We start from the raw sequence: 24,670 nt of genomic DNA on the forward strand, positions 1-24,670 counted from the left end.
TCAGATGGCTCAAACCTGCAACTCGGAAACTCAAGGAAGGATCATGTCCAAACCAAAATTGCCTCCTGAGTCTGAGGTAGTGACCTGGCTGCAAAGGCTTATCGAAAACGACCAGTTGCTCGAAAACATTCAAGGCCAGGAAATCATCACCTCCATCACGGATGCGATCGGGCAGGATTTTTTCATTCCATCCTTCGGCATCGATTACATCTCTCGGCGCGCCTCAGCGGAGGCTGCTGGGCATGTGCTGGGCCGTCTAGGATTGCTGGAGATCATTTCAATCAACACCAGTATCTCGCTCACCAAGGGTGAAGTGCTGCGCCCCGACATTCTCTGTTTCAATCCCGAGTCGAAGACCCTAGTGGTTTTTGAGGTTAAACGAGCCAGTGAGACCGAGCGGCAGACCGTTACCGAGCTTGCAGGATATGAACAGGAACTGCGGAACCTGCTCCCATTCCTAGGCAATTTCGATATTTGTTTTGTCGTGGTGGCTGCAGATTGGTCGACGCTACTGACACACGCAGTCGGTAGCATGAATGCATGGTCGGGAAAGCAATGCTTGGCGCTCAAGTTGATATCTACTGAGTCCTCATTTGAGTTGCAGGCTCATCTGCCTGAAGCATGGCATCTCACTGGTAGTGTAAGACTGCCACCCGAAGCACTGCCCTCGATCGATCTGTACCTGCACGAAAAATCGACTGATGCCATCGTCGATTACGATGATGGTGAGAGTGATGGTGGAAACGCTGGGGGGAGCGGTGTTGACGAGCGATTTCCGCCACGTTTGGTGGTTACCGCGATGGATATTATTGCTCGTGCAGGTGACCGGGCTGGATCACACGGTTTCATGATGCTGTGGCGGGATGTCAATGGCCATGGGCGAGGGCGGTGGTGCATCACCCTGTGCGCCATCGATCCCTACTCGATGTACGCCTGGTGCAAGGAGCACGGCTTACCCCAGCGTGTTTCTGAGGCTTCTTTGTTCCTCGACAGCCGCAAGGCCGACATCGCGGGTCAGACGCCTACCACAATCTACGACCTTGCCACCGCAGCCTACCCGATACTGAAGGAAAAGTTTGAGCCTAAGTTCAGCGGAGATTTTTGTTGGCAAATGAAGGCTCGGCAATATCGTTTGAGAGGTGTGCCTACCAGGTTTGAGTTCTGGGGTAGTCTCGGTCAGCACGCGCGCGAGTTCGTCTGTAACACTGCCGTCCGGAACTGGTACATCCCCTGTATGAGCCGCAACCAACTCGACTGGACAGACCCTGCCGTTGCGATGCCATTGGTAGAGAACCTGTCGGTGGGAGTGCCGTTTTCAGGGGGGACAATCAAGTGCAGTGATGCCTTCCTCGTGGGCCGGGCGCTGGGTGATCTCGCCTTGGCCGCCTTCAATGCGGCTCCAGACAAAGAGCATGCCGCGAAAATTGAGCCCATGGTTGAGTGGGCGCAGTTAGAGGTGCTTCGATACGCGATCGAAATGAAGCAGATGTCTGACGTGACGGAAGAAATCGCCACGCCAATACCCATGCTGTCCAATGATCCATCCAGGAGGCTACAGGCAACGGAGGATCTTGCGAATTGGGTGCGGACGGATCTGATCAGTGATCGGCATCCGTTCCACCAGGCGTGTTTTGATCTGGGTTTACGGGAAGCAATGCTGTTCAGATTGTCCGAGGAGGGAAGTATTGACCGCTCTCCTCCTGATCAACCTCACGAAGCCGCCTTTTTAATCCGACGCATCCTGAAAGGGGCGATTCTGCGGATGAGGGGCAGCCAAGGTCAGCTTTTACAGTCTGCGGGATATCGCCATTTCGAGGAATATCTGGCCCCGCATTTGGCTTCTTGTGAGAACGAGCAGGGTGAGGTCGACGGCTTGCGTTTGCACGCAGTGCTTGATGGGATTTCAGATATTGAGCTTCTCAGAGCGTTTCCAGAGACACTCGTAAAGGGGATCGACTCAATCATTCCAGTCGTTCTTCACACTGTTAGCTCTGCGTTTCCCGTGACTGTCGATTGGGAGTGGTTGAAGTCTGGGGTGAGGGCGTTGTTCGAATCGGGAGATCATCGCCCTGCAGTTATTTTTAACCAGGACGGTACGGTAGGTACTGGTCGGATGATGGGAATCGGTAAATTCCTCTCACCCATCACCGATCCTGACGTGGAGGTTTATCTTCTAGATGAGACTTCTGCACGGAACATCGCCATCAAGATGACGTGGGAGGAGGCCAAAGATTTCTATGCTGAACGGAGCATGGGCATTGGGTGAATACTCTCAGCTAATTGGGCTCTGCGTCCTTCTACAACGGGCGATTTGCTCATCGAGCATCCTCTAAGGCTGCAAGCTAGCAGCTGAAAGGCGCGAAGGGGGCTCGGTCAACGCTAAAGCCGCGCGTTTATCCACTCCCAAACATTCTTGCTGAGCCACCCTTGGTGTTCTCCATTGTTGAGCTTGGTGACAAAAATGCTGTCATTCAGGTCAAGTTTAAGTCGAAGATCGTCAGAGATCTGGTTGGCCGTGGCGTTGCTGGCAAGCCATCGAACAGACTCCAATCCAGCGTCGCTGACATTTGGATAGCGGTTCAAATGCTGGGTGAAAGATTGCCGAGCTTGGGCGTAATTGCCGCGTTCCTTATTGAGATTCCATGTCACCATAAAAACAGCCATTGATTACTCCTTGGTGAGCCGAGTTGGCTCCGGCAAGCCTATGCCAAGCCTTTTGGAGGGGCTATATGATCATGAGCTTTCTTTACTAATGTACTTTCATGGCAAGCGTTTTTCGTTTGATGGCAACCGTTTGGGTGAGTGATGATTTTTTAAAGAATCCATTCTCAACCTCGTTGCCCTTCATTTCGTCACGAGTCATTCACCGCACCACTTAACCCTGTCTAACCTCTGTTCGCTAATATTTTGCATAGACGGGTATCGTCACGGGATTAACTACCGAGACGTCGGCCCGTCAGTAAACATCTTCTGCGAGATCGAGTAGCTTGCTCAATGGAGCGGTTTTTACGCTCTGCATCACATCGAAGCTGTCCATTATCTCGCCACCCAGCAATTCGAGAAGGTGCTCAAACAGCTTGTAGTGGTGGTGCTTCTGATCAAGGTTTTGCCAATCGCTAAGGGCGGCTTGGGGAAGTACGGCACTTGCTGACACAGACTGGGGGATGAAGAAGGGGCAGAACATGCCTGAGGTTACGTCAAAGCCATCAGCGCGCGCCGTACTGGCGAAATCCATGCTCATGAAGGATGGGCGGTGCAGAAGCTGCACCGGGGCATGGAATACATTGCTGTCGATGAAAGCCTTGAGAGACCAGTTATCCATGCTGCTGCTGAACTCGCCAGGTACTACGTAGATGGCGGGCCGGAACTGTCCCAGAAAACCTGTAGGATTCACCTGAAGCCGGTCTTCATATTTTTCCGGGGTAAAGAATGAATCACGAGCGACGCCGTTGCTCACGTCCACGATTACTATCTCGCCAGCAGCTGGCTTGTAGGCCAAAATCTCATCCAGACTGAGTTCAGGGCAATTAATGCGGAGTGCTTCCAGTCGATTTTTGGTCGCTCTACCGGCTCGAACAGATAGAGGGTAATCCGCATAGATGTAAGTGCTCTTCAAGCGTAGGGATTTCGCGATGACGGCGAGGTTCCTTGACACGGTGGTCTTGCCTACACCGCCTTTCAAATTGCTCACCGCGATGACTAGCCCTTCGCTGGGGAGCCGCACCCTGACATCATCCTGAGTCATCAGCTTTGAGCGCACCAGCTCGGCGATCCATCCCATCAAGAAAGGGTCGACCGGCCTCGTTCCACTGAGCCAACGACTGATCGTTTCGGGGGCCGTTCGTTTGCCGTCTTCCCGAAGCCCGCTGACCTTCTCGGCTAACGCAACGCTGCTGAGATCAAGATATTTCATGGCTCGCTTGAGCAACACTGCATTCATCATGAATGATCCTTGGTCATTTTTATGATTTGAAAAAATGACCATAGGTCAACATTTCAAATGCTGCTAGTCGATGATGGCTCCGTGCGGAATTAAGAGGATGCCGGCGAGCGGGGGGAGCGTGATTGCGGATTTTATGGCGGATTTGGGGGAAGCTTGGAATCCATCAATGAATACCATCAGAGAGCACCACGTCGGCAAATTCGGTTAGGTTCCTGTAGGGGGATCAAACTCGCTCGCACCGATGGCAGTGAAGAAGGTTTCTCCTACAAACGCTGCATTACCGGTGTCGTCCAATCGCCACATGGCAAGGTGTGTGAGGCATTGAGGTTTGTTGTGCGCTCTCAAATGATCGCATTTCGTGACGCGCTGGGCATGGCGGTGAAGTGCGCGGTGAGCGGGGCGATCATCACAGATCGAAAGAATTTGCACATCGATCACAGGGAGCCGTTCTGGATTCTACTGGAGCGATTTTGTGAGGATCGCCAGGTCGATCTGACCACTCTTGAAACGTACGCAAATGGAGAGAATTTGGCGTTGGTCAATCAGAAGTTGTCTTCAGAGTTTGAGGAGTACCATCGTCTGCATGCTGCGCTTCAGCAACTTTCGAAGGCTACCAATGTAGCGGAGGGAGGGCGGACTGGCGTACCGTTCACTACGAATACAGCAGAACCAACCGCAAGGCACATCGCGTACTCAGCCACATGATTTTTACCGTACCTGCGCCACAATCCTGGACTGCGTTCTAACCAGCAGCCCAAGGCCATCGGGGGAGCTCGATCCGATTAATCCCCAAGGTGTCACGGGATATCTGCGGTGCGACTCGGAGCGGCGGAGCTGGTAACAGGACTGCTCCTTTGCGATTAAGGCCTGTTGTTACCCAATGGGTTCCAAATTCATACCGGATCGATCGAAGGCCGAGCTTGGGTAGAAGAGTACGAGCTGGTCGTCAGTATGAACTGTGTCTACGTATTGGCCTACTCGCATCACGAGAGCGGCCCCCCCCAAGTGAGACGGTTCATAGATAGCCTGCTCAGCGTGGCGGCTGCATTGTTGACTTTTGAAGCGATTTTTAGCAGGATTTCGGACGGGCCATCCTGGCGGCCTTCAGTCCTAGATCCTGTGAAGCAATCGCGCCAGCGCTGTATGCAATACCCAAAAACCATTCCTTTTTCAGGTGGTGGAGACTAGGACGCCAGCACCTGACGAGGAATAGTCATGAAGCATGTTGAATCTCAACTGCACCAGCATATTCGATACCTGGCAAAACAGCGTTCCGCTCTCCCAATTAGGCCGACTAGCCCAGCCGCGCTCTCTCTGTACAAGCGTCAGACTGCCGGTGAGCTCAAACTGAACCATTGGCTCCAAATCACGGCCCGAGAGATGGGAATCGGCTACAACGAAGTCTCGAAAGAAGGTAAGGCTTGTGTAGCCTACTACGAAAAAAACCTATCAAATGGCGCCTGGGATCAGCCTGTACAGCTTCTCTACACACCACAGCTCTTCGAAGCTCAACTGAAGGTTCTGGTTGAGGCTGCGGATAAATGCCATCCGATTGGGTTTGTTGCGCGCAAACGTGGTGTTTCCTTTGAGCAATTCCACTTCAGCCAAGAGCTGTACAATCATCTGTATACGGTTGTGGAATTCGACTGCCTCAGTTTCGAGGGCCTGCATGCGCCTAATAGCGTCTTCAACTCGGCTTGGGCAGAATCCGCAACGAATTTTATGGGGGCTAACTTGGAGCGTTGCCGATTCATGCACATGGACGATTTGTATTCAACCTGGCCGGGGATTCACGTGTACGAAGGTAACTTTGCGCGCGCAAATCTCACCGGCGCCGATATGCGCCGTTCCTATCTGCGCAGCTCAGACTTCTTCTCGTGCAAACTTGAGGGAGCAGACCTTCGTGGGGCCAACGTCAACGAATGTGGTTTCGGGGGATCTCATGGGAAATTTCTTTCCTCGAAGCCAACCGATCAGTATTCAATGAGACATAAGCATGCCTTGATGATCTAGTTTCTCCTTCGTCACATTGATCTAAACGCGATAGAGCGATGTATTACTCATTGGGAGTACATCGGTGCAGGTGGGCGTGGCCATAAAGCCAAGCACCTGGTGTTAAGCCGGGTGCCTGGTTCACATGAAAGCGTGCTCACATCTTCGGTTGAATGAAATCCGATATGTCTCAGCCAGACTTTAGAGGTGTATCTGATACCTGGATGGTCGACATCTAGCCGTTAGCCTGCGCTAGTGACCTCACTAAGCCTCAGCTACAATCGCAGGGACGCCCTACGAGATGTCTAGCTGATGGATAAGCTTCCCATTCCTGCATATGTTCTGGCCGCCATCGCTGACGCTGTTTCCGAGACGGAAACGCATGCGAGCCTGGATAACCTTTTTATGTACGCGGAGGCACCCGGTGATCCACCTGACGGAAGCAAGGCTGTAAAGGCGCTTGAGTGGCTTCGACGAATCAACAAGGAATGCGGCGAACTCTCCCTTTCCGTCATTGGGCGCATTATTGAAAAATACATGGAGCCGCCGGAACCGAGCACGAGCTTCTGGCAACCAGAAGCAGCCATTGAGGCTCAAAAAACCAGGGTAAATAGGATCAAGGACAGCTTAGCCAGAGCAGGATTCTCTTACAGCCCTGGAGGGATGTTACATCGAGGCCAGGGGATAGCCACCAAGTCGCTGGCAGAATTGGTTAAGGCGCGAAATCTTGAAGTCATCGATTTTGAGTTCGAGCGAGCTCTGAAAAACGTCACCGCAAGCCCCCGTGAAGCTGTGTCTGCAGCGTGCAACATTCTCGAAACCATTTTCAAAATCTATATCGAGGAACACTCTCATCTCACTATGCCTGCTAAACAGGATCTTCAGGCTGTGTGGAAGGTTGTCAAAGTCGATCTCGGCCTGGACGCGTCGATTATCGAGGAGCGAGATTTGCAAGAGATCATCAGTGGAATCATGGCAACAGTTAATGGCATCGGTGCGTTGCGCACACACGGCAGTTCCGCTCACGGTTCAGTGAAACGTCCCTATAAACTTAAACCCCGACATGCTCGGCTAGCTGTGCATGCTGCCCACACCATCGCCGTGTTTGTGCTTGAGACCTGGGACGAGCGAGTATCGAAATTGCCTGTTTGACCAAGCTAGTAAGCAAACCTCGAAAAAGTTTTAGCGATCCCTGGAAAAGAGGTCATCTATACTCATTGTCTCAAGCTGGTTCGGCTCAGCTCGATGCGAGATATAGTGCTGATCTGCGTCCTCAAAGTAGTTTCTCATCCGCTCACGGACATCGAATGCATCCACGATCTCATCGATCATTGCGTTGGTTGGTGCGATCTGCCAGCTCGTAAACTTATCCTGGATCATATGCTCGAGTTGCTTGCATGCAGCAGAATAATCATCACCGTTTGTAAACACGTCCCCATCGTCGAACATGTCATCCAGCGCGTCGTACATGAAGTTGTGAGCGAGAGTTGAAAACGGCTCAGTGGCGTCGTGGATCTCGTTGAGTTCGAGCTCCGCGACAAGCTCTCCTAATACTGGCAGCTCCTCACTCCCGACACCAAAGGTAATGACTTCCAAGACGAATTTTTGCAACTCTTCCAATGGGATTAACTCGAAGCCGAAAGACGTTTTTATCAGTCTTAAGCTGTTTATGAATTTGTGTGTGATGGGGCTGATCAATAGAGCTTGAGCTATTCTCTTTAGACGCTGAATACTTTCCCCTGACGCTCTGGAAATTGGGGCGACTGCAATAGAAGGGTGCACTCTAACGGCGCACAGATAGAGTTTCGAAAGATATTCTGGGTCACAACCTTTAAAACTCAATGCCTCCTCGTGTTCGAGAAGTGAAATTAGCATTTCGCCTTTTGAGTTGTGCCCAATCAACTTGTTTACCGACATGTCCAGCAGCACGTTGAGCGCACTGAGGTTGCGCAGACTCTTGAAGACACTTTCGAGCGAATCTATTAAGCCTGAGTAGCGATGCAGCACAAAGTCCCCTAGCGATGGGTTGAACAGCTTGTAATAGACCTTGTCGCCTACCACGATTCGCGTTATTAGTGAATTTGACAAGTGGCGTATGGCATAGTGAAAGTCACGCTTGCCCACAAAATTAGCGTGTCCCGGCATGAGCAAACCGCTGGCATACGCTGCAGCTAAATCGTGCTCCAGTATGTTCTGGCCATTGAACGCCACCAGCAGCACGAGAAATCGGCCAAAGTCGTCTAGTTGCGCGTCAAATGGATGAGCCCAGATTTTTGCTGGGTTATCCAAAAGATCCTGAATGTATTCCCAATATCCAGCAACTGCCACGTCGTCTAAGCGCTGAGGGTCTGTGATGAATTGAATAAGCCGCGGATTGAAATTCCGATGGTTGATTACCTGACGGTATCGCTTTTCGATATAAAATTGGTCTATGTGCTCGGGAGAAAGCCCGGAATGCCAAATGTGATTGTAGAGGATATGGGCTTTGTCCAAGCTTGAAAGCGAGTCGAGCTTGATCTCCATTTCATTTCTGTGAACGTTGTTATGCTCAAAGACATCATTGAGGATTCGTCCTTGATTCAGGATCGTGGAACGCGACGTCAGTACAAATCTCTTCGTCGCCCGGTCACGCCTTACCCGCTTGATAAAGTTGACGATCTGGCTACCTTCATGACCTGACAGCGCTTCGAGGTAATTTCGTCCTAGGAAATCGTCGAAGTAATAGAGCTGGTGCCGATCAGGCGCGTACGCTTGCTCTGCCTCTTGGATGTGCTCACTAATGCACGTGAGCTCGAAACCATCACTCGCGTAGAGCAGAATAAGCTGCTCCGCCAGCGTTGTTTTTCCGATGCCTGGTTCGCCCGTGATGATAACGGTAGCGAGCTCGTTCAGTCTGTCCACGGCCGATTCGAAATTGAGGGTGTGGACGAAGATTTTTGACTTCTCTAGGATGTCTCTCATCATGGCTTCGCTGCGGCCATTGATGGCGTTGTTGATCAAGCTGAACAGAACATTAGAGCTGCTAATCCATAGCTTAAAGTGCCGACGTTCAACCTCGGTATGTCTGGCAAGAAGATCGTTCAGATCCTCCCGACCATAGACTTCGATTGGGCAGGACGCCCGAGGGCGTAGAGCCGCGACCAGTTCTTCCTTGTTCAGCCTCGTAAGCGAATGCGAAACCGCTAGAAGGTAACGCTCTGGGTTAAGTGCAGCAACCTTTGACGCCTCGGAGTTTCGTAGGTGTGTCACTAGCTGAGGGAATGGAGTGCCAGGGCGGTGCTTGGCTTGCAAGATCCATTCAGTGCCAGTCAGTGTGAAATACCGCCCATCAACTCCACCGTCGCGGCCAGGCTTGAATCGTTCAAACCTGACGCATTTGTCGGCGCCGATAAGATCAGTGCACAGCACTTCAAACTCTTTGTCGTTGAGACGCGAAAAGTCGTATTCGTTCACTCGGGCACCCGTTCCATGACAGTTTGTTAAGATAGCATTCTGCTGGCCTTTTGCTCAGTTGGGCGCGAGCTTTCGCTTATACAGCAGTGAGCGGGAATGCTTTCCGCGAACATCTCGAAAGGAGGATTCCCGAACCGAACGCCTGGGCTTTCGTTTGACCGCAAACAGCCAGACTGGCGATGGGTACAAGCTTTCCCTATTCGACCTCAAAGAAGGTGTAGAGCTTTTCGCTGCGACGCCGCTGCGTGCTGACGACCAGAACGGATTGGATGAGAACAGGCTCGTGTTGATTATGAAGGCCTCTAGGGGAGGGGAGTACCCATACCCGTGGCGGGGCGCTGGTGGATGGGGATGCTGCGGATGCAGCGCTGCTGGGCTCGACCACCTATACGGACGTCATTCTGACTGCGCAGTCCATGCTGAAACGTAGGCCTTGTATGGTTAAATTGGAGAGGATTTTGGGTGCTCTGATCAGATCACCGCGCTGGGAGCGGATAACAGCCCGGTGTGGAAGCCACCGCGTTGAAGGCGCAGCGGCTTGCGCATGGGGCTCTTGGCCAAATTCGCAACGCTATCGGTTGTTAAGACAGGTGCTGAGCTGTGCCCCGAAGATCAGGATGATGAAGAGGGTGGACTCGTTAAGGGAAAAAAATATTAATAAGTGCATGTCTAAAGGCGATAAAGCATTTAACTAAACTAAATGTTTATTTAGTTTAGTTAAACAGGCCTTTTAGGGATAACATCCGTGAAAGGATAGGGTATGCCTACAAAATCCTAATCACGCCAAGCAATGACGACCTTGGGTCTAGCAGTACAATTTTTGTAGCGTCTCGAATCAAGGCGGGGTATTGATTCCATGTTTTCTCTACCAGTTAACTCTGAACTTCAGTCGCGATTTTTCAATCCCAATTTTCTAAGCGAGTACGAACGTTTGTCTTCGTAGCTGCTGTAGTAGATATCCTGCGTAGTGGCCAAGTTGTTGTGACGTAGATCCATCTGTAAGTCCTTGGCGTCTCGCCAGGGGGCATCAAGTGTCGCAGCTGTATGCCTTAGCCAGTGAGTGGAGGCCAGTTGCAGAGCCTCGATCTCGCCAGACTGACGACCTTCGCTCACCATCTCATCAACGGCTCGGTTGAACAGTTCCTGGATTATCGAATGAACCATTCGTGTGGATAACCCTGGACGACCATTCAAGGTCGCAATCAGAGGGGTCTGCTCATTAGGTAGTGGCAGTTCAGACAGCCCCATGAAGCGCCGGTAGCGCTTTAGGTACCGATCAATGTATTCCGGCCTAACCGCTACCTTGGCGGCTTTGTCACCCTTACCAATGAGGTGGAACCACCAGTTGCCTTCATGATCTGCCTTGAATGAGCCCATCGTGGGCTGCCAATTCACCCGACCACAGACATCTGAAACGCGTAGGTACATCGAGAATAACGTCGCGGCAATGAACAGTGTGCGTTCATTTCGCTCAGGAGCCGTTGCTGCCATTTTTTCAGCGGTGGTCAGCACGAAGTCCCATTGAAGAGGCGTAAGGGCGCGTCCGGTTTGCTCCATGGAGCGCGACGCTTTGAAGCGCGATTTCTGTTTGATCGACCTGAAGGGATTCGCAGACGTCAGGCCCTCATCAAGACCGTATTCGTACAAGCTGCTGCAAACCGAAAAAACCTGGGAAATACTCCCTCGGGATGGCTGGTACGGAGCACGGGTACCCGGGCCGTCATGATCAGCGGCATCAAGCGTGCGATTCGCTGTCTTCACCGAGAATGGGCGCCAGCGTGGATTTGGGCACAGCCCTGAATCTTTGTCGGACGCCACGATTAGAAACCTGCTGCGTGTCACGGGGCCAAGCCAGTCCATAGGTGGACTCATGCAGAACTCCAAGAAAGCTTCGGCGTCTGCGCGACGCAGCTCCATGATGGGCTTCTTTCTGATCAACAATGCCCAAAGCAGCAGGCGCTCCGCATGGGTGCGATACGAAACGAATGTCGCCTCGACGTTGGAGTATGAACGCAGAAAACCACTGACAGCTTCGAAACCGTTCATGGGTTTTAGCTGCGCATCAAAGTTCGCCAGATAGTTCATCACAAGCGGTAGGCTCGGGTCGGGTTCATCGCTAGTGTGATTGATGAATTCTTTATAGGTGTTGAACAGCGGATGCGGGCTCGGCATCTCGCTATCCTTCTTTGAATGCTGGATTGCAGACTTCCGATTCTGGGAGTTATCGGAAGTAGGGGACTTACTATTTCGTTTTTTCGAGGCGAGCGCGTCCGTCTGCCTGGATGAATCACTCATCACCTAGCCCTTACCATTTGATCGAAGTCATGTAGGTTATACACAGCAAGCTTGGCTTTGCAAGTACGCTCTTGGAAAGTTTCACTGGCAGCGAGGCAACTAACTACGCTTTAGTTATATATTGAGAGTTATGGTCGAATGTGAATTAGGAAATTTCGACCGAACGGCTGCACGCCCCAAACCGTAAGGGATCAGCACTTGAACCGTCCAGATCTTGAGAGGCGCCACTGCTACTTCAGATGGGTGGGCTGGCCTTCACGAAAGACGTGACCTAGGAGGTCACTTTTAAAAGATTCGAGCATTTTTAAAAGTGTTTAGTCGTACAGCTGCGAAAATACGGAGGTACAGCAGTTTTTCGCCATATTTAGCGGGCTTGATCATTTTTAAAAGTTTCGGCCATTTTTAAAAGTTAATGTTTTGAACGTGCAGGGCTCCTTGAAAACGACCAGTTATCAGTTAATGAAAAAGACTATTGAAATCCAAAACCATTAGTGATTTATAATGAAGCTTCTTCGAAGCTTCAGCATTTAAGCCACCTTTAGATAGTCTCCTTCCGCGTAAATAGCGCTGTTCTAGGCGCTTGAATCTCTCCTAAGCTGACATATTGGTCACGCGCTCCAACATCTATCTACGCTACGCACGATGACGGAGTTAGTCCGCAACCAGGCTGAGTCTTCACGCCGAGGGCGAGGTTCACATCACCTCGGCATGGCTCCCAATTTTTGTCCTTGATATTCGACCTTTTGTAGATAATCGTGCACCGGCGGATGAAACTGAAACGATCTGACGGTGAGCGATTGAGCCTATGCGGCTAGTCACGTGTTTGGAGCGCGTCTCAGCTCTCAGCAAATCGCAAACCGTTGCATTCATTGGGCTACAGGCGTGGTCACTTTTAAAGGGTTCAGCCATTTTTAAAAGAGGTCTCGCATCCTGGCGCTTTGTTGCACTGAACGAGCCTGGTCGAAATGAACGCTTAACAGGACGCATGGAAGCCTTTTTGCTCGGCATACGCGGTCTCGATCCCACAAAAAAATGACCAAACCATGCGTTATGGCCGATGCTGCCAGAATTAAAAAACACTGAAATGGAGATTGCCGAGGGGGTTGATTGCTTGCGAAGCCCCGGATTGCGAGGCTTTCGAGGTGGAAACGCTAGGCGCCACCTTAGGCGCCATCTTTAAGGGAGGGCCACAAGTGAGGTGAATTTCAACGGGTTGCTAAAGGCTTTAGGGAAAGAGGTTCTGAGAGCGATGCAGGAGATTGAAATGCTGTGCGCAACCACCCCAACCTCGTAATACTTTGTTACGTGTAATGTATATTATGTTAAATCATGTATTACGGAATGCTGTTCACTAGCTCTCTGCATCACGGCTTCGATAAAGCGCTTGGTGCGGTTCTGGCCGCCTTTGCGACGCTCAATACACACGCCGCCGAAACGTATGAAACAGGTGAAGGCACACTCTTTCGCAGCCTGTTTGGCGACACGCTTGAAAAGGACTATGGCATTCAGGTGTCCAACCTGCTGGACATCGCCTATGTCCGTAATAACCGCTCGACACACGACGAACGCGAACACGGCTTGAGCAATTTGCCGCTGACTGGATATGCCGATGAAGGCCTGGAATGGGGCAGTTTGCACCTGTTCATCGACAAGGCGTTAAAAGGCAATATGGTGCCAAGGGTCACTCCCCTGCCCGGCCCGTCACCTACCGAAGCATCGTTTGGTTTTACTTTCGAAATGCTCTATGGGCGCAATGCCCAGTTCGCCCGTACCCTGGGCTGGGATGCGCATTGGGATGTGAACTCTCCGGGCGATGATGATCTGGCAAAAGCCCAACGCGACAAACAGAAATTCCTCGCATTGCCCAACTTGGCCGCCACTGCGTACTTGCCCTATGGCCCCGGTATAACCGCCATGGCCGGGCTCTTTGGGCCTGCATTGGGTTATGAAATCCCACCGAACTTGCGCGAAGCACGCAACCAATTCGCCAGTAAAACCTACGCATTCGTCAGCGAGCCAGGCACCGTTGCCGGTGTCACTTTGGGCACACGCCTGTACAACGGAAAGTCGGCCATCGTCGGCGCCGAGCTAGGCGTTGTGCAAGGCTGGAACAACCTACGTGACAACAACGACAAAAAGTCGCTGATGGGCGCGCTGCGTTGGCGCACTGCCGATATGCAAACCTGGATTGACTACGAATTCATTGTTGGCGATGAACAGAACGACAGCTATAGCGACGTACAGGCACCAACTTCGCGACTGGTGTCAGCGAGTGGACAACTCAAACAACAGCATTCCCTCAATGGCTGGCATCGATTCGACACCCACTGGTCAATGGGTGCGGAAGTCGTTTACGGTCACCAGGCTGGCGACGGCAAGGCTTCTACCGTCGATGTCATCACCGGGCCTGGTTTTGATGGTGCTCACTGGTGGGGCGCCAACGCCGTGCTCACCTATCAGCAGCGTGCGGATCTGTCCTATTCCGTGCGCGCCGAGCACTTTGCCGATCCCGATGGTTTTATCCTGCTCCCGACCACTACTGCACGCGGAAATTTCAACGCGGTCACTGCTGGCTTACGCTACGACCTGAACAAAAACATCTCTCTGCGACCGGAAGTGCGCTACGACACGTTCGATGGCAATGCCGACGATCACCCGTTCGGCGCAGGACGTGATCGTACGCAACTGACCGGATTGGTCGAGGCACTTATTTATTTCTAACCTGCGGTGGCTGGGCTTAGGCCCGGCCACCCAACGCCCCCGCAGAGTTATTCATGATCGAATTTCATCGAGTCACTGCTTTTCAGCAACAAACCAAAGTACTTGACCAACTGTCGCTGAAAATTGCGCCGACAGAGCGCGTAGCCATTCTCGGCCCCAACGGTGCTGGCAAAAGTACCCTGTTGAAGCTGATTAACCGCGAACTTTATCCGGTGGCGCAAAATGACAGCTACATAAAACTGTTTGGGGACGAGGCGATTCACCTCACGCAGTTGCGCGACAAAATCGGCTTCGTTTCGCAGGACCTTCAAGAAAACTACACGCCCTACACCACGGCATTAGGAGTGGTTGTCTCAGGCTTCTTCGGCGCCATCGGCAGTCATGAACATTTGCAAGCAACCATTCAGCAAATCGAAAAAGCACGAGAAATGTTGGCAAGACTGCAAATGTCCCACCATGAATCGAGCATGTTCCAACGTCTGTCAACCGGGCAGCAACGCAGATTGCTGTTAGCCCGTGCGATGGTCCATGAACCGCAGGCACTGATTTTTGATGAGCCCGCCAATGGTTTAGACATGGGCGGCGCCAGTGCCATGCTCGGTTTGTTGCGCGCCTTCTGTAGCGAGGGGCGTGCTTTAGTACTCACCACCCACCATGTTGATGAAATCATTCCCGAAATCGACCGTGTGGTATTGATCGATAAGGGCCGAGTGATCGCTGACGGCCGAAAAACCGAAATACTGACGAGTGAAAACCTGTCGAATTTGTTTCAGACATCATTGCAGGTCATCAAAAAAAACGGCTGGTATCGGTGCTGGAACCATCCAATGTAGCGAACTGGAGTAGTCGATACGTGGTCATGCTCATGATTGCACAGAGGGGGTATCTGACAGCATTTTCCCCAGTAGCCTCATTAGACACTTAAGCTCCTCCGTGGTGAGGCACTCCGTAAATTCATTCATTGCAGCGGCCTCCATCGGCGGGAACATCAATCTCAGTGTTTCACCTTTATCGGTCAACACTAGCCGCACCTGACGTCGATCCTGATCGTCCTGACTACGCACGATCAGACCTTTGCGCTCAAGGCGATCGAGCATTCGCGTCATCGAGGCGCTGTGAATGGAAAGGTGTCGACACAACGCGACCGCAGTGTCATCGCCACGACCTACAATCCTCAGCACTTTGAGCTGTGCAGCAGTTATGCCGAGTGGCATCAGATGTCGATCCAGCAGCCGGTCTTTAAGTGCGGCAGTCTGCCCTAGCAATATTCCGAGGTGGACTGTTTTGAAACTGGCGGCTGAAAAATTGGCCATGTGCTCCCTCCTCTTTCAATGCATGGGCAGATCGTTGTGGATTTTCCCGCCGCGCTCAATCAATCAGCTCTCGGGCACCAGAATCTTCTGAATGGCTGGGCCGATGATCCGCACCAGTTCGTCATGTTCTGCAGCCACCATCATCGGCACGCCGATGATGCGTCGGCTGACCACCATGCCGACCAGCAAGGACGCTGCGAGGCCGGATCGCAGTTTGGCTTCAGGTTCCAGATGCTCGTGAGTACCGCCGAGCAATCGCGATTGAATGAAGGCGCGTAACTGATCGCGTGCCTGGTCATTGACGAAGGCGCCACGCAACGTGGCCATCAACGGTTCCGATTCTTCCGGTATGCCCTCCCATGCCGTGAGAAAAGCGCGCACTACTCGTTCGCCCAAGTGTTCGTCCGGGCCTTCATAGAGTGCGTCGAAACGCTCCAGCGCAGAGGCCGGAATTGCCATCACCGCCGCAAAGAGTTCGTCCTTGGAGCGGAAAAACTGCATCACTTGCGCCACGTCGACGCCTGCGTCTGCTGCCACCAAGCGGATAGTCGTGGCGGCAAAACCGTCACTGGCAAAACGCGCACGTGCCGCTTCTAGAACCAGATGCCGCGTGCTGTTGGGGCCTGGCCGACGCCCACGACGCGGCGCAGGAGTGGTTTCTTTCTTCATAGTCATATCCAAATTATTACGAAACATCGTCCATATCAACGAGTGTTGAATTATTTTCTCGTCCGCCGTACCTTACTGGAATCGATCCCATAATCAAGAACAATAAGGAATCCAGCATGAGTCTGTCTCCTGCACCTGCACTGAGTCCCGTATTGACAGGTATTTTTGCCGGCCCGATCGCCGGACTCAAATATCAGACCCCCACCCTATCCGGCGTGACCTCCGGCAATGGCGAATTTCACTACCGCGCCGGCGAGGCCATCAGCTTTCGGGTCGGAGGGATCGTGTTGGGCGCCATACCGGCCGCACCACGCCTGAATCTCGCGCAACTGGCCAATCGTGTCGACGGCAAGATCGACAAGTTGCTCGATCCTTCGGTCACCAATCTCGCCCGTTTCGTGCATACCCTGGATCAGCAAGGCAGCATCGAGTCAGGCGTAAAAATTGCGCCGGTTGTGCACGAGCTGATTGGCGTCACACCGATCAATTTCAGTCCACCGGTGATGCCGATGGGCCAAGGCGGCGTGGTCGATTTTGCCAACGATCCGAACCTGCTGCAGATTCTCGAAACACTCAACGCTACGCCCGGTGTGTTCACAGACAAAACGCCGCGTACACTGTGCGATGCCGCCACCAGCCGTAACGAATTGCGCCGCAATATTCGCGGCATCATCAAGATGACAGATGTGCGCATTCCCTTGCGCGACGGTTCATACGTTTGCGCCGACGTCTTCCGGCCTGCCGAGTCGGGTGAATATCCGATCGTCATGAGCAAGGGCTTTTACGGCAAGAGCTTTTATCACGACTGCATTTGCAACGAGGCCGACGTTCTGCGCAAGGAGCAGATGGAGGATCGTTATTTTTCCGGCAATCCGGATGGCGCCCAGTACGAAAATCACGAGACCGTCGACACCTCGGTGTGGGTGCCGGAAGGCTATGTGTGCATCCGCGTCGACGCGCGTGGCGTTTGTAAAAGCCCAGGGCTGCAAGCGCCCTTCAGCGTTCAGGAAGCCGAAGATTATTACGACGCCATCGAATGGGCAGGCACTCAGCCTTGGTCCAATGGCAACGTCGGTTTGTGGGGCATGTCGTACCTGGCGATGGCCCAGCACAGTGTGGCCAGCCTGCAGCCTTCGCACCTCAAGGCGATGATCGCGCAAGGCACCGACGCGGATATCTACAACGAAGCCCTGTACGGCGGCGGCATCTTCGGCTCCGGTTTCTGGAACTGGTGGTGGAAGATCTGGTCCGGCAACAACCACTGTGGCGAGCGTCTGGAAAACGACTGGATGGCCCGCGTGCTGGCGACGCCGTTCAATGACATCAACGCCTATGGCCCGCGCGGCAGCATCTTCATGCGCCCGGACATGAGCAAAGCCACTGCCCCGGTGTGGATCGTCGGCCCGCAAGTCGGTGCGATCATTCACCAACTCGGCAGCAGCGAAACCTACATCCGTTCCTCCGCTGCCAAAGCGCGCAAATTCGATTTCGCCGATGCCTGGTTCCCGGACTCCTACAGCAACAAATCGATCGCCGAACACATGCGCTATTTCGATTACTGGCTCAAGGGCATCGACAACGGCGTGATGGATGAAGCGCCGGTGCGGGTGCAGGTGCGAACCGGCAGCGGAGCTCACTTCGTCCTGCATGAAAATGAGTGGCCGATAGCGCGTACCGAATACCGTCGCTGGTACCTCGATGCTCGCCCTTCAGACTGGCAAAACGACGGTCGTCGTCCCAATGCGCTGCGCATCACCGAGTCACTGCCCACCGAACAAAGCCGCGCCGAATACGATGCGCACCTTGATCTGGGCATGCCAACCCTCGCACCGGCAGGCTCCAGTGACGGCACGCCACGTTGGTCGACCGGCATTTCGTTTGTCAGCGAGCCGATGAGCGAAGACATGACCCTCGCCGGCTACATGAAGGTCGGGTTGTGGGTGGAATCGACCAGCGAAGATATGGACGTATTTGTCTCGCTGCGGGTTCTTGATGAACAGGATCGCGAAATCCGTTACGAATCCGTGGTGCTTCCGGTGGATCCGGTGCACATCCATCCGGTCGGGCATGGCTTGTTGAAAGTGTCCCGCCGTGCGCTGGATGCCGAACGCACTACCGAATATTGGCCGGTGCACACCCACCTGGAGAAAGACTGCGCGCCGCTGCAGCGAGGAGACATCGTGCCGGTCGAAATCGGTCTCAACCCGAGCACCGCGAGGATCCGCAAAGGCTGCCGTCTGCTGGTGGATATCCAGCCTTATGCGCCGGCCGGCGTACCGGTTCGTGCCTATGACAAGAGCTATCACGTCGATGCCGTGAACCGCATTTACACCGGACCGGAGTACCCGAGCTACCTGCAACTGCCGATCGTTCCCTGACCGATCAAGCGTTGTAGCCTTGAACGGAACCATGGTGTTCACCTGACGTAATGAGGTGAACACCATGCCCCCAATCAATCAGTGGCGATTGCACACTTTGGCGGTGGCAGCAGCGTGTGCTGAATCGCCGGGGCAACCGCCGCCACCAGCGTCTCCCGATCGGTCGCGGCAAGAATCGGCACGCCGATGATTTGTCGTCCGGTCACTATTCCCACCAACATGGACAACGCCAGGCCTGCGCGCAGGCGCGCGTCTTGACCAAGCGATTCGCCTGCGCCTGCAATCAATCGCGACTCAATGTAGTCGCGTAGTTGATGACGCGCCTGCTCGTTGACCATCGCATTTCTGAGCATCGCCATCAGCGGTTCCGACTCTTCTGGCGCTCCCTCCCACGCCTGGAGAAACGCGCGAACCACGCGCTCCCCAAGATGCTCGTCGGTGCCAGCGAAAACGGCGCCGAGCTTCTCCAGAGCCGATTCCGGAATATTCATCACCGCCGCAAACAGCTCGTCTTTTGAACGGAAAAACTGCATGACCATGGACACGTCAACGCCGGCATCGGCGGCCACGCGGCGCATCGTGGTCGCACCGAAACCGTCGCTGGCAAAACACGCGCGTGCCGCTTCAAGCACCGTTTGGCGGCTGTTGCCCGAGCCAGGACGCCGCCCGGTTTTGATTTCTCGGGCATCCGCTGTGGTGAGTTCTTCATTGATTTTCATGGCGCCGATATTTCCCTGTGCGTGGTCATTTTTCTTTGTTCAGTGTGTCGAGATACATGCTATACATAAAAACTCAACACGTGTTGAGTTAATCAAAAATCAGACCTACACTCGCGCCGCTGCACTGCGCAAATCCAAGATCTGCACTACAAGAGGACCTCTTCATGAGCGATACCCTGCAGACTTTTACCCACGCCACAGCGTTGTTTGCTAGCGATAGCGGACACGATGCCTGCACGCTGCATACCGGTGTGTTTTCCGGTCCGGTTGCCGGGCTCAGATATCAGACTTCTACCCTTAACGGGATGACGAACGAAAACGGTGAGTTCCACTACCGCAAGGGCGAGCGGGTTGCCTTTCTGGTGGGCAACACACCGATCGGTTCCGCACTCGGCGCACCCCGACTCAATCTGGCAGACATCGTCAGCCGCGTGGACGGCAACATCAACAAGTTGCTCGACGCTGGACTGACAAACATTGCACGCTTCCTCTGCTCGCTCGACCGCGATGGAAACCTGGACGGTGGCATCTGCATCGACCCGGCAGCACACGAAATTATCGGCCAGTATCGCCTCAATTTCCGCCACGATATTTCCTTTGCCGGCCTCGCGCTGAACCCGGTGCTTGAGTTCGAACAGGATCCTTTGATCGCATCGGTGCTCGCCGAGCTTTCGGCCGCCGGCGTCTTTACCGATCGCACACCGCGCCAGCTCTGCCATGCGGCGACGGCACGCAATGAAGTCCGGCGAAACATACTCGGTATTCTGCGTTTCAAGGACGTCAGAATCCCCCTGAAAAACGGCCTGCACGTGTACGCGGACGTGTTCCGTCCGGCCAACCCTGGCCGCTTCCCGGTCATCATGAACTGCGGCCCTTACGGCCGAGCGTTCTACCATCACTCGATTGCCGACGACGCCGACTTTGTCGCCCACGAGGACATGGAGGAGCGCTATTTCCACGGCAATCCCGAAGGGCAGGTGTTTGAGAACCACGAAACAGCCAACTCGGTGGATTGGGTGCCGCATGACTATGTGCTGGTGCGTGTGGATGGCCCGGGCTCAGGCAAAAACCCGGGAACACTGGCGCCATTTGGCATAGAAACGGCCGAAGCCTTTCGCGATGCGATTGACTGGGCGGGCGTACAGAACTGGTCAAACGGCAATGTCGGGCTGTGGGGTATGTCGTACTACGCGATGAGCCAGCACGCAGCGGCAAGCCTTGAACCGGAGCATCTGAAAGCAATGATCGCCATCGGCACCGATGTTGATCTGTACGACGAGGTCGCCTATACCGGCGGCATCCTCAACGAGGAGTTCTTCAGCCACTGGTACAAGGCCGGCGTGCTGGCCGCGGTGTGTGGCGAGCCCAATGCAGTCGACTTTATCGGCATGCTCAAGGAGGCCACGTTCAAGGACTCGGATACCACCAAGGCGTTCGGTCCACGCTCGACGATTTTGATGAACCCGGACATGAGCAAGGTGAAGGTGCCGCTATGGGCCATCGCCTGCACAACGCACATGGCGCACTTCCATCAGCTCGGCAGCAGCGAGGCTTATCTGGCCACGAACACGGCGTCGAAGAAGATCGATTTCTGGGAAGACTGGTTCACCAAAGCCTATTCGCGCACCGCGATCGCCGATCATCGGGCTTTTTTTGACCATTGGTTGAAAGGCATCGACAACGGCATCATGGACACCCCGCCGGTGCGTCTTGAGATTCGAAGTGGCAATGGCGCCTCCTATATTCAGGAAGAACAAGAATGGCCAATCGCAAGAACGAACTATCCGCAATGGTTCTTCGACGCCACGCCATTAGACTGGCAAGGCGACGAGCACCGCGACGACTTTCTGCGTCTGTCGTTGACCCCTCCGGTCGTCAGCGGGCAGGCAGATTATTCCGCGCAAATTCCTCTTGAACTGCGCACGGGCATCCCGCCGTGCTTTCTTCCCGTCAAACCCCCTTCAGTACTGGAAATATGGAAAACCGGGATTTCGTTCATCAGTGATCCCGTGACGCAAGACATGGTGTTCGCGGGGTATGGAAAAGCGCGGCTGTGGGTGTCTTCCACCAGCGAGGACATGGACATCTTCGTGAGCCTGCGTGTACTCGATGAAAACGGCCTGGAAGTCGACTACGCCGGCCCGACCACAATGGGCATGAACGTGCCCAACTATCCCTTGGCCAAGGGCTGGTTGAAGGCGTCGCATCGCCAAGTGGATGCATCTCGCACGACCGAGTACACGGTCAAGCACACACACCTCAAAGCCGACCATGCACCGCTCGAAAGCGATGAAGTGGTGATGGTGGAAATCGAGATCATTCCCAACACAGCGTTGATCCGCAAGGGTTACCGGCTGCGCGTGGACATACAGCCTTTCGACGGCGTCGATCATGGCCCCCGGCACGGATATGACAGTGCCTGCCACGACGGCGCGCGCAATACGGTCTACACCGGGCCGGATCGCCAGGGTTTTATTCAGCTTCCGATTGTTCCAGCGAAAGCACCATTACACCTCTAACAACAATGAGTACAGGAGATAACCATGACGCTCGAAGAACTTGCTGCGCGCACCGAAATTCACGATGTCCTGCTGCGCTATTGCCGTGGCCTCGACCGGATTGACATGTCACTGGTGCGTGGCGCTTTCCATAAAGACGCCTACATCCACTTTCCCGAAAGCCTTCATGTCGGCGGCACCGAGGGATTCTTTCAGTTCCTGACTGACGAAATGCCACGGTTCAACCGTACTCAGCATTTCCTCGGAAATAGCCTGGTCGAATTCGACGGCCCCGAGATTGCGTTCGTTGAAACCTACCTACAGGCTGACCACGCCGCTTCAGAGCGTCATCACTGGAACGGCGATACGGTTAAATTATGGGCGCGCTATTTTGATCGATTTGAACGTCGTGACGGTGTTTGGCTGATTGCCGAGCGGCGTCTTATGGTCGACTTGATGTACCGCTATCCCAAGGGAAACTGGTTCGACGATCATCCAGACGCTTCCGGCAGTCCGCGTGACGGCACCGATCGGGTATTGCGCAAGGTGGCCGGTTATTCGGGCACCCCGATCGGGCAAAAATCACTCGCAGACGCTTGATCGACGAACACCAGAGGGGCAATGCCCCTCTGCACCCTCCCCCGCATAACCGCCGCGCTTATTGCAACCTGCGAACGGCCGGCTGGTTGCCAAACCGGAAACGGCTGAGCAACTGAATGTGCTCTTGGGTCACCTGTTGGATTGCACTGATCGCCGCCATCATCAGCGCTGAAGGCGTTGGCCGCGCCGGTTGCACCAACAGCAGCTCCAGCGTCAGGCCGGCACCGGCAAAAGGGTTGATCCTGAAGTCCCGCTCTGCGGGTTCAACACTGAAATCGTGGACGAATAGCAGACCGGGAAGAATCGCCATCCACTCGCTCTGCCTGATCAGGTCGAGCGTGGCCAGCACCGCATCGAGCTGGTAACAGGGGCCCGGCCCCGAAAGAGCTTCCAGTTGTGATCCGATCCACTGCGCATACTCGCGACTGTCAGGGGCCAACAGCTTGAACCCCGTCAGCTCGTCGAGCTCAATCAGTTCGCCATGCTCGAAGCCACTGTCATGGGTGATTGACGAGACCAGAAACGCAGGTGTGGCGGCAAATACCGTCGTGGACAGATCCGCCGGTGGCTGCGAAATCGACGGAATGATCGCAAAGTCGAGTTCGCCGGCCCGCACCATGTCGATCAGCATATTGCTGGGGGCGTCGATCACCGCGATTGACGCGTTAGGGTTCTGCGACATCAGGCGCAAATAGGCCGGCGCGAGCTGATAAGTCGCCAGTGTCGGCGTTACCCCGAAACGAACTTCGCCGGCCAGGCCCTGCTCGAAGGTATCCAGCGCCTGCAGTGCCCTGGAATTGGCTGCCACCACCTCTAGGCAATGCTGGTAAAACGAGGTGCCTGCTGCGGTAGGTTCTACGCCTTTCTGTCGGTCAAACAGCTGCACGCCAAGCATTTCTTCGATCTGTTTGATGTGCTGGGAAATGCCCGACTGAGTGGCGAACTCACGTGCCGCCGCCGCCGTGAACGATCGAGTCTCGTACACCGCCACGAACATTTGCATCTCCCGCAGACCGGGTAGCGAGTCATTCATGGCGCGATATCTCATTGAAGTCTGCGTTTGACGACTGCTCGCCATGGGCGATACGGATCGGTATCGCGTTGATGTCTTCGGTGGCCTTCTTCAAAAACCCGATGAAGTTCTGGGCAATCGTCGACAAGGGTTTGCGCGCCGGCTCTACCAGCAGCATTTCGTCCCAGAGAATTGGATCGGCCAGCGGGTTAAGCGTGAAGCGCTTGCGCCGCAGATCGTCGGCGATAAACAGCCCGGAAATAATCGCCGCCCAGTGGCTGGAGCGCACCAGATCCATGGCGCCCAGCATGGACTCGAACCAGTTGAGGCGCTGCACGACTTGCACCTTGTGATCGATCAGGTACTGCTCCAGCAGCGGTCGTCGCCCGATCGGCAGCACCAGATGCAAATCCTTGATGTCGCTCAGGCGCACCGGTTCGCAGTGCGGTAAACCTGAATCAGGTGAGGACACCAGAAACGCCGGTGTTCTCGTGAACAACGATGTACTCAACCCGACCGCCCCGCCACCGCCGTCGTAAGACATGCGTTGGGTGATGGCGAAATCCAGCATGCCACGGCGTACTGCGGTCGCAATCACGCTGCCTGCGCCTTCGGTAAGGTGCACGGAAACGTTGGGGTAAGCGGCTTCAAAAGCCAGCAGTGCGCGGCTGAATACCGAACGCGTCATGGTCGGAATCATGCCTATGCGCAGCGAACCGTCCGACGGCTCTGCGCGATGACCGACCGCGTTGCAGGCGCTTTCGTGCTGACGCAGCAACTGCACACATTGTTGGTAATAGGCATGCCCGGCGGGCGTGGGAATAATCGTGCGATCGCGGGCGAACAGGCGCACGCCCAATTGATTTTCCAACTGCCGAACGTGCGCAGACACGCCGGACTGTCCCAGCCCTTCGCGGCTGGCAGCGACAGTGAAGGAGCCTTCCTCGTACACGGCAACAAACATGCGGATGTGCATCAACTTGGGGAGCATCATGCGCGAAATCGTCTCTTATTATTGCTTGCTGAACACCGTCAGCAATTTATAGGTGGCTCGTACTCTATCCATATCGGGAATGG

General features: G+C 54.2%; 18 protein-coding genes. 9 read left to right on the top strand and 9 right to left on the bottom strand.

Translation table 11 applies throughout. The annotated features are described in order from the left end of the window. Positions 1-43: 43 nt before the first annotated feature. Positions 44-2,266 (top strand): hypothetical protein, encoded by a 2,223-nt coding sequence (locus ACIP66_RS03305; RefSeq protein WP_400645378.1) that lies wholly within the window; start codon positions 44-46, stop codon positions 2,264-2,266. A gap of 113 nt (positions 2,267-2,379) precedes the next feature. Here ACIP66_RS03305 and ACIP66_RS03310 read toward each other — a convergent pair whose 3' ends face one another. Both ACIP66_RS03310 and ACIP66_RS03315 read right to left on the bottom strand, forming a co-directional pair. After that, positions 2,380-2,664, bottom strand: coding sequence for a hypothetical protein (locus tag ACIP66_RS03310; RefSeq protein WP_400645381.1), 285 nt, complete (start codon positions 2,662-2,664; stop codon positions 2,380-2,382). 292 nt (positions 2,665-2,956) lie between these two features. Beyond that, positions 2,957-3,940 (bottom strand): ParA family protein, encoded by a 984-nt coding sequence (locus ACIP66_RS03315; protein ID WP_400645384.1) that lies wholly within the window; start codon positions 3,938-3,940, stop codon positions 2,957-2,959. 156 nt (positions 3,941-4,096) lie between these two features. Here ACIP66_RS03315 and ACIP66_RS03320 point away from each other — a divergent pair, with 156 nt between their 5' ends. The 3 genes from ACIP66_RS03320 (at position 4,097) to ACIP66_RS03330 (ending at position 7,087) form a co-directional block, all read left to right on the top strand. Further along, on the top strand, positions 4,097-4,648 hold the full coding sequence (locus ACIP66_RS03320) for a hypothetical protein (RefSeq protein WP_400645386.1): 552 nt from the start codon (positions 4,097-4,099) through the stop codon (positions 4,646-4,648). 510 nt (positions 4,649-5,158) lie between these two features. Beyond that, positions 5,159-5,956, top strand: a complete 798-nt coding sequence (locus ACIP66_RS03325) for a pentapeptide repeat-containing protein (protein WP_400645389.1) — start codon at positions 5,159-5,161, stop codon at positions 5,954-5,956. Positions 5,957-6,247: 291 nt separating this feature from the next. After that, positions 6,248-7,087, top strand: a complete 840-nt coding sequence (locus ACIP66_RS03330) for an abortive infection family protein (RefSeq protein WP_400645392.1) — start codon at positions 6,248-6,250, stop codon at positions 7,085-7,087. 30 nt (positions 7,088-7,117) lie between these two features. Here ACIP66_RS03330 and ACIP66_RS03335 read toward each other — a convergent pair whose 3' ends face one another. Together ACIP66_RS03335 and ACIP66_RS03340 are read right to left on the bottom strand one after the other, a co-directional pair. Beyond that, entirely contained in the window at positions 7,118-9,388 is a 2,271-nt protein-coding gene (locus ACIP66_RS03335; RefSeq protein WP_400645395.1) for a hypothetical protein, read from the bottom strand. An 885-nt stretch (positions 9,389-10,273) separates the two neighbouring features. After that, entirely contained in the window at positions 10,274-11,683 is a 1,410-nt protein-coding gene (locus tag ACIP66_RS03340) for a tyrosine-type recombinase/integrase (protein WP_400645398.1), read from the bottom strand. Positions 11,684-13,024: 1,341 nt separating this feature from the next. On the opposite strand from ACIP66_RS03340, the gene ACIP66_RS03345 reads away from it, so the two are divergent. Further along, positions 13,025-14,404, top strand: coding sequence for an outer membrane beta-barrel protein (locus tag ACIP66_RS03345; RefSeq protein ID WP_400645401.1), 1,380 nt, complete (start codon positions 13,025-13,027; stop codon positions 14,402-14,404). A gap of 53 nt (positions 14,405-14,457) precedes the next feature. Then, positions 14,458-15,237: an ABC transporter ATP-binding protein gene (locus tag ACIP66_RS03350; RefSeq protein ID WP_400645404.1), complete on the top strand. Its 780-nt coding sequence runs from the start codon at positions 14,458-14,460 to the stop codon at positions 15,235-15,237. 30 nt (positions 15,238-15,267) lie between these two features. Here the strand turns inward: ACIP66_RS03350 and ACIP66_RS03355 are convergent, their stop codons facing one another. Both ACIP66_RS03355 and ACIP66_RS03360 read right to left on the bottom strand, forming a co-directional pair. Next, positions 15,268-15,717 (bottom strand): MarR family winged helix-turn-helix transcriptional regulator, encoded by a 450-nt coding sequence (locus ACIP66_RS03355; RefSeq protein WP_400645406.1) that lies wholly within the window; start codon positions 15,715-15,717, stop codon positions 15,268-15,270. Positions 15,718-15,780: 63 nt separating this feature from the next. Beyond that, on the bottom strand, positions 15,781-16,386 hold the full coding sequence (locus tag ACIP66_RS03360; protein ID WP_400645408.1) for a TetR family transcriptional regulator: 606 nt from the start codon (positions 16,384-16,386) through the stop codon (positions 15,781-15,783). 116 nt (positions 16,387-16,502) lie between these two features. Here ACIP66_RS03360 and ACIP66_RS03365 point away from each other — a divergent pair, with 116 nt between their 5' ends. Then, positions 16,503-18,764 (top strand): CocE/NonD family hydrolase, encoded by a 2,262-nt coding sequence (locus tag ACIP66_RS03365; protein WP_400645411.1) that lies wholly within the window; start codon positions 16,503-16,505, stop codon positions 18,762-18,764. A 74-nt stretch (positions 18,765-18,838) separates the two neighbouring features. Here the strand turns inward: ACIP66_RS03365 and ACIP66_RS03370 are convergent, their stop codons facing one another. Further along, positions 18,839-19,483 carry a TetR family transcriptional regulator gene (locus tag ACIP66_RS03370; protein ID WP_282351938.1) on the bottom strand — a complete coding sequence of 215 codons (645 nt, stop codon included), beginning with the start codon at positions 19,481-19,483 and terminating at the stop codon, positions 18,839-18,841. Between the two features lie 164 nt (positions 19,484-19,647). Here ACIP66_RS03370 and ACIP66_RS03375 point away from each other — a divergent pair, with 164 nt between their 5' ends. Beyond that, positions 19,648-22,002: a CocE/NonD family hydrolase gene (locus tag ACIP66_RS03375; RefSeq protein WP_400645413.1), complete on the top strand. Its 2,355-nt coding sequence runs from the start codon at positions 19,648-19,650 to the stop codon at positions 22,000-22,002. Between the two features lie 24 nt (positions 22,003-22,026). Next, the gene (locus tag ACIP66_RS03380; RefSeq protein WP_282351942.1) at positions 22,027-22,581 is read left to right on the top strand and encodes a nuclear transport factor 2 family protein; all 555 of its coding nucleotides are present in this window, start codon (positions 22,027-22,029) and stop codon (positions 22,579-22,581) included. Positions 22,582-22,639: 58 nt separating this feature from the next. On the opposite strand, the gene ACIP66_RS03385 is transcribed toward ACIP66_RS03380, so the two are convergent. Both ACIP66_RS03385 and ACIP66_RS03390 read right to left on the bottom strand, forming a co-directional pair. Continuing rightward, positions 22,640-23,659: a LysR family transcriptional regulator gene (locus ACIP66_RS03385; RefSeq protein ID WP_400645416.1), complete on the bottom strand. Its 1,020-nt coding sequence runs from the start codon at positions 23,657-23,659 to the stop codon at positions 22,640-22,642. Next, positions 23,607-24,587 carry a LysR family transcriptional regulator gene (locus tag ACIP66_RS03390; protein WP_212551031.1) on the bottom strand — a complete coding sequence of 327 codons (981 nt, stop codon included), beginning with the start codon at positions 24,585-24,587 and terminating at the stop codon, positions 23,607-23,609. Before ACIP66_RS03390 ends, ACIP66_RS03385 begins: the two co-directional genes overlap by 53 nt. Positions 24,588-24,670 lie beyond the last annotated feature (83 nt).

Origin of the sequence: Pseudomonas sp. NPDC088429 (assembly GCF_044753305.1) — a bacterium.
In the GTDB taxonomy this organism is placed as follows: Bacteria; Pseudomonadota; Gammaproteobacteria; order Pseudomonadales; family Pseudomonadaceae; genus Aquipseudomonas; species Aquipseudomonas rustica.

Bases quoted from the DNA above. Each gene is read 5' to 3' on its own strand.
- ACIP66_RS03305 (WP_400645378.1), top strand. From the start codon at position 44: ATGTCCAAACCAAAATTGCCTCCTGAGTCTGAGGTAGTGACCTGGCTG.
- ACIP66_RS03310 (WP_400645381.1), bottom strand. From the start codon at position 2,664: ATGGCTGTTTTTATGGTGACATGGAATCTCAATAAGGAACGCGGCAAT.
- ACIP66_RS03315 (WP_400645384.1), bottom strand. From the start codon at position 3,940: ATGAATGCAGTGTTGCTCAAGCGAGCCATGAAATATCTTGATCTCAGC.
- ACIP66_RS03325 (WP_400645389.1), top strand. From the start codon at position 5,159: ATGAAGCATGTTGAATCTCAACTGCACCAGCATATTCGATACCTGGCA.
- ACIP66_RS03330 (WP_400645392.1), top strand. From the start codon at position 6,248: ATGGATAAGCTTCCCATTCCTGCATATGTTCTGGCCGCCATCGCTGAC.
- ACIP66_RS03340 (WP_400645398.1), bottom strand. From the start codon at position 11,683: ATGAGTGATTCATCCAGGCAGACGGACGCGCTCGCCTCGAAAAAACGA.
- ACIP66_RS03345 (WP_400645401.1), top strand. From the start codon at position 13,025: ATGCTGTTCACTAGCTCTCTGCATCACGGCTTCGATAAAGCGCTTGGT.
- ACIP66_RS03350 (WP_400645404.1), top strand. From the start codon at position 14,458: ATGATCGAATTTCATCGAGTCACTGCTTTTCAGCAACAAACCAAAGTA.
- ACIP66_RS03355 (WP_400645406.1), bottom strand. From the start codon at position 15,717: ATGGCCAATTTTTCAGCCGCCAGTTTCAAAACAGTCCACCTCGGAATA.
- ACIP66_RS03360 (WP_400645408.1), bottom strand. From the start codon at position 16,386: ATGAAGAAAGAAACCACTCCTGCGCCGCGTCGTGGGCGTCGGCCAGGC.
- ACIP66_RS03365 (WP_400645411.1), top strand. From the start codon at position 16,503: ATGAGTCTGTCTCCTGCACCTGCACTGAGTCCCGTATTGACAGGTATT.
- ACIP66_RS03370 (WP_282351938.1), bottom strand. From the start codon at position 19,483: ATGAAAATCAATGAAGAACTCACCACAGCGGATGCCCGAGAAATCAAA.
- ACIP66_RS03375 (WP_400645413.1), top strand. From the start codon at position 19,648: ATGAGCGATACCCTGCAGACTTTTACCCACGCCACAGCGTTGTTTGCT.
- ACIP66_RS03380 (WP_282351942.1), top strand. From the start codon at position 22,027: ATGACGCTCGAAGAACTTGCTGCGCGCACCGAAATTCACGATGTCCTG.
- ACIP66_RS03385 (WP_400645416.1), bottom strand. From the start codon at position 23,659: ATGGCGAGCAGTCGTCAAACGCAGACTTCAATGAGATATCGCGCCATG.
- ACIP66_RS03390 (WP_212551031.1), bottom strand. From the start codon at position 24,587: ATGATGCTCCCCAAGTTGATGCACATCCGCATGTTTGTTGCCGTGTAC.